This window comes from Pectobacterium parvum (assembly GCF_020971565.1).
GTDB lineage: Bacteria > Pseudomonadota > Gammaproteobacteria > Enterobacterales > Enterobacteriaceae > Pectobacterium > Pectobacterium polare.
In genome coordinates, this window is the sequence record NZ_CP087393.1 from 1 (window position 1) to 7,703 (window position 7,703).

Sequence of the window (7,703 nt, forward strand, 5' to 3'; positions counted from 1 at the left end):
ATGTTCGACAATACCCCTCTTAGGCCTGATGAACTGTTAGACCAATGTTGTGCTCTGTCCTATGCCGTCACCGCTATCACCCACGATCAGGTACGCGAAATTCTTGCGTTTGTGCTGCACGAAAAACTCCGGGATTTTTATGATTGCTACCACCCAGAGCAACTTCCTGATAAAGACGATTAACGAACTGGCGCCCGTTTTATCCTAACCAGCGGCGCCACCAGGGTTTAGGGTGAACATTCTCTGATTCAACCGGTGCCGGCTTGTATTCCAGCCGGCGTATTTCCTGAAGCTCCAGTTTGAGACCCGACACTTCTTCCCGGAGCGCTTTCAGCTCCAAAACCAAGTCTTTCATTACGCTATTATCTGTCTCATCACCCTGTCCCCGAGTGTCCCACTGCGTTGTCTCATCCGGTTTCAGTTCTCCGTACACCCGCATCAATTCACTGGTATCGAGAGAGCGACCGCCATCAGACTCAGACCTATATGATACACGGCCTTTCGCCATATCCCGGTACAGCGAACTTCGCCCTTTTCCGGTCAATTCCATCGCCTGTCTCACGCTGACCCACGCCATTTTCCCACCTCCGATTTTTGAGACAGTATAGCGCTGTACAAGACATTCTCAGCCCCTCCGTTATTTCAGCCTGCACACGGTGCAGTCATGCTCTCATTTTCTTTCTTCTTTTTTTAGATTATTTATTGCCAGTGATACCCGCTATGTACAACGAATAAATACGTTGTACATAGCGGGTATCACTGGGTTTATTCAATATAAGCGCAATAATTAAAAAGCACGTTGGTAACGCAAGGTTATCCGTATTATTCTTTTGCTGTTGATGATTAGTGCACGTCACGCACTCCTGATTACACCGGATACAGGTCAACAATCCGCGCCCCTTGAGGGATCTGAGACCCAGCAGCGACATCTGGAGAGACTGAGGCGACGCAGTTAAAACGCCACCTGGTCAGTGTAACGACCGCGATTAGCCCACGCTGACGGGGGAAAAAATGGCGAGAATAGTCCGAGCCAGACGCCACAAGGTGTCAAACAGGGGCAAATAGGCATTCAATTGCCGCTGAACCGGTATCTTAGGTCAGGCGTTCTTACAAACTATCAAGCGGTGATGATATGACGGAGTTTAGCGTCAGCCAGGAACTGGCCGCATTACAGGAAGAGACCCGGTTAATTCGCAAACCGCGCTACCGGAAATCGCGCCTCGATCGCTACACCGGAGAACTGCGCCAGCTTCATCAGGCCGGAGCCAGCGCCGCCGAGCTACAACGCTGGCTCAGAGCAAAGCGGATCAGGGTCGTGCTATCCACAGTGACTCGCTGGCTGGCTCGTCATGGTTAAACCCGTTACATGCCATCCTAATGCGAGGTTGCTACACTCAGAAATAGACTTACGGAAAATCAGGAGCGTCATCCATGAACAGCACCCACTACGAAAACGCGAACTTTCTTCGGGAGCTGGCCGAGAGCCTCCCACACCTCATCCCCTCAGGAAGTTCGGATAAAGCCGCACTGTTGCAGCGTCTCGCTAATGAAGAACTGGCACAGGCAGAGTATGAGGAAAGAGCACGCGCCAAAGTCGCAGAAGCCCGTGCCGACACCCGACCAAGTATGACAACCGACCAGCTTCGTCAGCAGCTACAGCGCCGCTATCAGGAAAAACACGATGTCGTATGATGTGGAATGGAAAGCGAGTGCCACGGAGGATGTGATGGCACTTTTTGACTATATCGCTGAAAACGCTTCTCTCTGGGATGCAAGGCACGTTACTGAACGCCTCCTCGCTTCCACCGACAAACTCGCAGAGTTTCCCAAGCTATATGAGCTAGATCCGCGCTACGGCGAGGGCGTCCGCCGTATCAGTCTGACGGGACAGCATGTACTATATGACGTGGATGACCCCACCCAGAAAGTTCAGGTTCTGGCTGTTATCGGTCAGCGCCAGAACCCTCAGCAGATCCGTTAACCTTCAACCGTATCCTCATGGCAAAAGCAAAATTTTCCTCACCCGGGCGTCAGGCGGCTTCGGTCATGAAAGCCATACAAGGGGAAAGCCTGCGTTCAGTTGGTACCGTACGCAATTACGAACAGGCATTAACTCGGGTAGCAGAATGGGTTCGTGCATCCCGAATCCTCGGAGGACTTCGTGAACTAACGCCTTCTCTGGCCGTCAGTTATCTTGAATCCCGGGGCGAATCGGTAGGACAAAAAACCCTCGACATGGAGCGGCAAGCTATTCAGGCCATGATGCACCATGTCACCGGCATCCTGCCTCTGACCGAGCGTTTACCGGTGATCCGCGCAGACCATCCACAAATCCTGACAGGACGGGCTTACACCTCAGAACAAATCACCCGTATTTGCGCCGCTCAAACCCCAAAGAACGCACTAGCGACAGAGCTGGCCTACGCAGCAGGATTACGCGCCCATGAGCTTTATACGCTGGCGAGACCGGATGAACAGCCGCCCAGTGTACGACAGGCCGATACAACAAAGTGGACGGGGCGTAGCGGTATAACCTACACCGTTCACGGTAAGGGCGGACTGGTTCGGGAAATTCAGCTTCCAAAAGCGCTGGCTTCACGTCTTGAAGCGGTCAGGCGCGACCACACCGTCATCCTGACCGATCGTGGCGTTAACCACACCAGCCGTTATGCGCTTGGTGGCGGCCATCTCTGGTCAAACAGCTTCAGTGCGGCCGCACTGCGGGTATTAGGCTGGTCAGCCGGTGCCCACGGCGTTCGTCACAGCTATGCTCAGGAACGAATGCGCGAACTGCAACATCAGGGTCTGCTCCGGGAAGCTGCCCTGGCGACAGTCAGCCAGGAAATGGGACACTTTCGCCCGGAGATCACGGAAACCTACCTGCGATGAAATTTGTTTTCTGGCGAGTCACCGTGTTAATCGTGTTGTTTGCACTGCTCGGTGCAGCCTACGTATACATGTCAGCCACACTGGAAAACTACACGCTGATAATCAGGCAAGGTGAACAGCTTATAAAATTCTCAGGCTGGTATATGGTTGCTGAGTTATGGCCATTCGTGCTGCCGGGCATACTCATCACAGGTAGTGCCGGTGGGATAGCACTCCTCTGGATAACCGTTAAAGCCGATAACCGCGATCAGGCTGAAAAAATCGCGCATTACCATAGGCTAACCAGCCTGGCGCAAGAAAACGCCGTACAGGCCGAATTTAAGGCCAATAAACGCCTCGCTGAGCAACTCGATCGTGCCGTTCAGCGAGAAAATGCCGCCACACTACGCGAACAGAAGGCCAATGCGCTCATAAGTGCAGCCCAGAATCAGCTGGAAAACGTCATCGCAGAAGCACAGAGACAGGTCGATATCGCCAAAGAAGAAAGCAGTAACGCCGAAACTCGACGTAAAAATGCCACGGCAACGGCAGAACGCCGGCGGCGGAAACTGGAAAAACTCAAAGTAGAACAGGAAAACCGGGAGTTAACGGAATTTTTCAAATCCTAAAGCAAAGGAGTGAACGAAGACCCCATCACAAGCAGCGCTATTCCGCTTCCTCGCTCATTCGCTCACGCCGTTCGGTCATGAGACTGCGGCGAGCGGTGCGTGTTAACGACGAAAACCCGATGGTTTTTTCCATTCAAACAGGCGCTCCTGTGCAGCCTCGTGACGCTGGCGAGAAATCCTGTTGGCGTCTCGCTGAGAGATGATCTGCTGGCGCGCTGTCGCTAACACCTTTTTTTTCTCAGGACCCGAGAGCCGTGCGCCTTTTGCACGTTCCGCCGCGAAAACCGCCGCATCAATAAACTGTTTTTCAGAAGCGGATAACGATGATAATCGAGTCATAAATCCCCCAAAAGAAAAAAAGACAGCAGCCCCCCCTCCCCCCAGAGCCGGATCAGCAAGTCTCGCTTTTCCATAGGCTCCGCCCTCCTGACGAGTATCACAAAAAATGACGCTCAAGTCAGAAGGGGCGAAACCCGACAGGACTTAAAGATCCCCACCGTTTCCGATGGGGCGCTCCCTCGTGCGCTCTCCTGTTCCCACCTTACAGTGTCCCCGCATCATTCCGCTGTCATGGCCGCGTTTTCTCATTCCACGCCGGATGCTGGGGTCTGGTTAGGTGGTTCGCTCCAAGCTGGGCTGTATGCACGAACTCCCCGTTCAGCCCGACTACCACGTCTTGTGCAGGTAACTGTTCTCTTGATTCCAACCCTGACAGACACGAAAAAACGCCATTGGCGGTAGCCACTGGTAACGGGTGTACAAGAGATTACTGATGCAGAGTTCTTGAAGTTATGGCCTGAGTACGGCTAAACTGAAAGGACGAATTTGGTTGCAGTGGTCTTGTACACCCTGTTACCACGGTTCAGAAGTTCCCCAACTTACTGAACCCTCGAAAAAACCACCTCCCCAGGTGGTTTTTTCGTTTACAGAGCAAGAGATTACGCGCAGACAAAAAGGATCTCAAGAAGATCTTTTTTGTCTGCACTCTATGTAGATCAATTCAAAATAATATCTACCACACTGAAAGAAATGAATTTTTCATTAGTTATTCTCCTATGAGGGTATATTGAATTTTGGTTGCAATCTGAGTACCAGAGAGTTATTGTTTCTACATCAATACTGACCGGAACCGAGTTATCGGGGTATTGTTACCGGAGATTGAGTAATCAGTCTCACCTAGCCTGAGAGCAGGATAACCAAAGGTAAAGGCCGGAAACTTTTGAAAGTAACCATCGATATTACTTTCGCATTAAGGCGCTGATTAATCAGCGCCTTTTTTGCATCTTTTTAGCCAGATACGTTTGCCCATTCAGCCGCAAATGACTGATGTAGTCAAACTTAACAGCAGTCCCTTTCGGTACGGACCCCTTACCCCATTGGTCTAGCTCATATGCGCTGGTAACGAACATAGCTAACCCTCCAGAGTTGTTTGTATCCTGACGAAGATCGAAAAATATAGCGTAGTCAAAAACATGAGCGTAATAGTAAACCTCATTACTATTTCTATCAAAGTGCGGCACGATATGCCCATTAATCAAGTGATCTTTCAGGATACACGGCAGGTTTAAACTGCATTGATAGCGCGCTTCGGAAAAGTAACGACCACTCATCAATGTTTTTCCCTCCCCCTTCTTATCCGTAAAGCAATGATTAGAGAAAGTTACGGAAATTTTCACCTCACTCCCTCTTATCGTCGCCAGGAAATCGAACGGATGTAGGTGGGTTAGGTCGTATGTTTTCCCGTCATAATGCACATCCCGCCATCTCTTTCCTTGCACAATCTAACCCTCGATTCTTTTGATGAAAAAAGACTAACAATCCGGAGTAAATTTAATAGTGCAAGCGAACAACCATTGCATTTTATGGTTTTACGGAGATACAACCGTCAGCTATGCATCATTGACAATTATAATACCCACCCACCAAAACATGCACAACAAGTAAATCACAACATAATGCTTTACAAGAAAAACTTTTCATCTATATTGTCACGATATTATGTAAATGACTAATGAGCACTTGAGTAATGCCTGGAAAAAAATGCCCTTTCTGTAACAAACTAACCCTCTTTGGGAACAGCTGTACTAATTGCAACGCAGTAGTGATGATTCCACCCAATGAAGGCCGTGGAGGCAGAGGTAAACAATGTCCGTTTTGCAAGACAATGACTCTATTTAAAGATGGGAATAATGGTTCGCTGAAATGCTCAATGTGTCAGCGTAAATTCACTCAATCATAAGGCTAAAACTATGTCGCACCCTGTAGGTAAGCACATTTCAAAAGAACAAGATCACGAACTAAACTACTGGCTTAAAAAACAAGGTTTCAAAGAGAGTGATAGTAATAGGGAATCATTGAAGTCACTGATTGACGCAGCAAAAATAGGCCTAGATATGTCTAGCAACAAACACCTAGAACATACAGAGCTAGATGTATATTTCGAAGGCGTTAAATCAATATGGATTGACGATTTCGAGGAAAAATAGAAGCAGCATGATTGAACGTATTGCGCCACATATGACAAAGCCCGCTTATGCGGGCTTTGTTCGTTAAAAGACTCCTCGATGTCGTATTTCTGTTTCAATAGCGTCACAGGCGTCACGTAAAGATACGAGTTCGAGGGGCATGGGTATTTGATGTATCAATGCACAGCACAGATAGGGAACACAAATTTACCATAACATCCGATCCACGCACCGCCTCAGACGCCCTCAACGCAACATTGCCGCTTAAACGCTAAAAAACAGGGTTATCTATGGGTCAGATCGGGAAAAACGCGCCAGATACATTTTAGTCGCCTGCATGCCTATGCACAGAAGTGCATAGGCAGCATTTTCACGATAACGAGAACACGTAATCTCTGTTTTGGTCGCTTTTCCGCAGATTGGGACCGTGGTCCCAGCGAGGAATCATTTTGCGCATGCGCAAAATGACTCCTCATCTCTACCGTTTAAACATCATGATGATCAGTACAACATCTATCAGAACTTTTGTTACTTCTAACACCAATCGCATTTGTAAAACGCTTTTCATTTCCATCCCCATATAAACCAGTCATCAGAACCGCCTGTAACCGTAGTCCTATCCTCCGAGCAGCCGGATTAACCAGCTTCACTGCATCATCACTTACATATCAAAAGGCTATAAGAGGAAGAGGTTCAGTGGGGTGTCATTATTGATAGGGATTTCATCTTTATAGCTTTATTGCTATAGTTATTTATAGCAATAAAGCTATAATTAATAGGCAGAGAACATGTGGGAAGTAATAACGACAGAGTGCTTCGACGCCTGGTTTTTAACTCAAGATGATTCACTGAGAGAATCGGTTTACGAGGCAATGGGGATCTTAGAGAAATTCGGACCTAAGCTCGGCAGGCCATATGTAGACACATTAAACGGCTCAGATTTTCCGAATATGAAAGAGTTACGTGTTCAACATGCAGGTAAACCAATAAGAGCATTCTTTGCTTTTGATCCGACACGTAAAGCTATCGTGTTATGTGCCGGAGATAAGACCGGGATAAACGAGAAGCGATTCTACAGAGATATGATTCGACTTGCCGATTCTGAATACCTAAAACATCTGGCTAACCTGGAGAAATAATCATGGCGACATACAGAGAGCTACTGGAAAAAGAGAGTCCGGAAATGCAGGCTCGCGTAGCGGCGCGGGTCGAAGAGACAAGCCTGGTTATTGCCCTTAGTCAGCTACGTGATGAATTAGAGATCTCTCAGACAGAACTGGCACGGGCGATTGGCATATCCCAACCAACACTGGCCAAGATGGAGAATCCTGAAAATGACCCTCGTCTTTCCACGTTAAAACGTTATGTAGCAGCATTAGGTGGAGAACTGAGCATTGATGTCACGTTACCGACAGGGAAACGTGTCGCATTTCATCTCTAAATTAACCATCCACTCACTCAATAAGCCCTCCTTTTCCCGCTATTTTCAGCTATGATTGCTCGGTCACCGCACATCGGTGACCGGGTGTAGGAACCCGGACTTACTATCGGCGATAAGATCGGACGCGCCAGCGTCCTTTTTTATATCGCAGCCTCTGTTCGCCTCAATGGTGGCTCAGGCGGGGCAGCCTTCGGGCTGGCCGGGTCGATAGTACCGGTATTCCTACCCCCGTCTGGGCTACCACCCAAAGAGCGTAGGAACTCTTATGGTGGTGAAATATCTCACTATCGGAAGACCATC

At 48.8% G+C, this 7,703-nt stretch carries 12 protein-coding genes; 9 read left to right on the forward strand and 3 right to left on the reverse strand.

What is annotated here, in order from left to right:
* The gene (locus tag LOZ86_RS21215; RefSeq protein WP_072013623.1) at nt 1-183 is read left to right on the forward strand and encodes a hypothetical protein; all 183 of its coding nucleotides are present in this window, start codon (nt 1-3) and stop codon (nt 181-183) included.
* A gap of 16 nt (nt 184-199) precedes the next feature.
* Here the strand turns inward: LOZ86_RS21215 and LOZ86_RS21220 are convergent, their stop codons facing one another.
* Nucleotides 200-577, reverse strand: coding sequence for a hypothetical protein (locus tag LOZ86_RS21220; RefSeq protein ID WP_039318321.1), 378 nt, complete (start codon nt 575-577; stop codon nt 200-202).
* A 555-nt stretch (nt 578-1,132) separates the two neighbouring features.
* Between LOZ86_RS21220 and LOZ86_RS21225 the strand changes: the two genes are divergently transcribed.
* The 5 genes from LOZ86_RS21225 (at nt 1,133) to LOZ86_RS21245 (ending at nt 3,497) form a co-directional block, all read left to right on the forward strand.
* Complete coding sequence (locus LOZ86_RS21225; protein ID WP_103161203.1) at nt 1,133-1,357, forward strand: hypothetical protein; 225 nt, start codon at nt 1,133-1,135, stop codon at nt 1,355-1,357.
* Nucleotides 1,358-1,431: 74 nt separating this feature from the next.
* A complete protein-coding gene (locus LOZ86_RS21230) occupies nt 1,432-1,692 on the forward strand; it encodes a hypothetical protein (RefSeq protein ID WP_039318269.1) in 261 nt (86 codons plus the stop codon).
* Nucleotides 1,682-1,981 (forward strand): type II toxin-antitoxin system RelE/ParE family toxin, encoded by a 300-nt coding sequence (locus LOZ86_RS21235; RefSeq protein WP_230243180.1) that lies wholly within the window; start codon nt 1,682-1,684, stop codon nt 1,979-1,981. Before LOZ86_RS21230 ends, LOZ86_RS21235 begins: the two co-directional genes overlap by 11 nt.
* A gap of 65 nt (nt 1,982-2,046) precedes the next feature.
* Complete coding sequence (locus LOZ86_RS21240; RefSeq protein ID WP_230243181.1) at nt 2,047-2,889, forward strand: site-specific integrase; 843 nt, start codon at nt 2,047-2,049, stop codon at nt 2,887-2,889.
* The gene (locus LOZ86_RS21245; RefSeq protein ID WP_039318279.1) at nt 2,886-3,497 is read left to right on the forward strand and encodes an intermediate filament family protein; all 612 of its coding nucleotides are present in this window, start codon (nt 2,886-2,888) and stop codon (nt 3,495-3,497) included. Before LOZ86_RS21240 ends, LOZ86_RS21245 begins: the two co-directional genes overlap by 4 nt.
* A 102-nt stretch (nt 3,498-3,599) precedes the next feature.
* Here the strand turns inward: LOZ86_RS21245 and LOZ86_RS21250 are convergent, their stop codons facing one another.
* Together LOZ86_RS21250 and LOZ86_RS21260 are read right to left on the reverse strand one after the other, a co-directional pair.
* A complete protein-coding gene (locus tag LOZ86_RS21250; protein ID WP_230243182.1) occupies nt 3,600-3,953 on the reverse strand; it encodes a hypothetical protein in 354 nt (117 codons plus the stop codon).
* An 809-nt stretch (nt 3,954-4,762) separates the two neighbouring features.
* Complete coding sequence (locus LOZ86_RS21260; protein ID WP_488656302.1) at nt 4,763-5,275, reverse strand: hypothetical protein; 513 nt, start codon at nt 5,273-5,275, stop codon at nt 4,763-4,765.
* A 471-nt stretch (nt 5,276-5,746) separates the two neighbouring features.
* On the opposite strand from LOZ86_RS21260, the gene LOZ86_RS21265 reads away from it, so the two are divergent.
* The 3 genes from LOZ86_RS21265 (at nt 5,747) to LOZ86_RS21275 (ending at nt 7,403) form a co-directional block, all read left to right on the forward strand.
* The gene (locus LOZ86_RS21265; protein WP_103184882.1) at nt 5,747-5,983 is read left to right on the forward strand and encodes a hypothetical protein; all 237 of its coding nucleotides are present in this window, start codon (nt 5,747-5,749) and stop codon (nt 5,981-5,983) included.
* A 767-nt stretch (nt 5,984-6,750) separates the two neighbouring features.
* Complete coding sequence (locus tag LOZ86_RS21270) at nt 6,751-7,101, forward strand: type II toxin-antitoxin system RelE/ParE family toxin (RefSeq protein ID WP_039318317.1); 351 nt, start codon at nt 6,751-6,753, stop codon at nt 7,099-7,101.
* Nucleotides 7,102-7,103: 2 nt separating this feature from the next.
* Complete coding sequence (locus LOZ86_RS21275; RefSeq protein WP_039318319.1) at nt 7,104-7,403, forward strand: helix-turn-helix domain-containing protein; 300 nt, start codon at nt 7,104-7,106, stop codon at nt 7,401-7,403.
* The last annotated feature ends 300 nt before the right edge of the window (nt 7,404-7,703 follow it).

Excerpts from the sequence above, each read along its gene's own strand:
- LOZ86_RS21265 (WP_103184882.1), top strand. The coding sequence starts at position 5,747 with ATGTCGCACCCTGTAGGTAAGCACATTTCAAAAGAACAAGATCACGAA.
- LOZ86_RS21245 (WP_039318279.1), top strand. The coding sequence starts at position 2,886 with ATGAAATTTGTTTTCTGGCGAGTCACCGTGTTAATCGTGTTGTTTGCA.
- LOZ86_RS21225 (WP_103161203.1), top strand. The coding sequence starts at position 1,133 with ATGACGGAGTTTAGCGTCAGCCAGGAACTGGCCGCATTACAGGAAGAG.
- LOZ86_RS21270 (WP_039318317.1), top strand. The coding sequence starts at position 6,751 with ATGTGGGAAGTAATAACGACAGAGTGCTTCGACGCCTGGTTTTTAACT.
- LOZ86_RS21215 (WP_072013623.1), top strand. The coding sequence starts at position 1 with ATGTTCGACAATACCCCTCTTAGGCCTGATGAACTGTTAGACCAATGT.
- LOZ86_RS21235 (WP_230243180.1), top strand. The coding sequence starts at position 1,682 with ATGTCGTATGATGTGGAATGGAAAGCGAGTGCCACGGAGGATGTGATG.
- LOZ86_RS21240 (WP_230243181.1), top strand. The coding sequence starts at position 2,047 with ATGAAAGCCATACAAGGGGAAAGCCTGCGTTCAGTTGGTACCGTACGC.
- LOZ86_RS21275 (WP_039318319.1), top strand. The coding sequence starts at position 7,104 with ATGGCGACATACAGAGAGCTACTGGAAAAAGAGAGTCCGGAAATGCAG.
- LOZ86_RS21230 (WP_039318269.1), top strand. The coding sequence starts at position 1,432 with ATGAACAGCACCCACTACGAAAACGCGAACTTTCTTCGGGAGCTGGCC.
- LOZ86_RS21220 (WP_039318321.1), bottom strand. The coding sequence starts at position 577 with ATGGCGTGGGTCAGCGTGAGACAGGCGATGGAATTGACCGGAAAAGGG.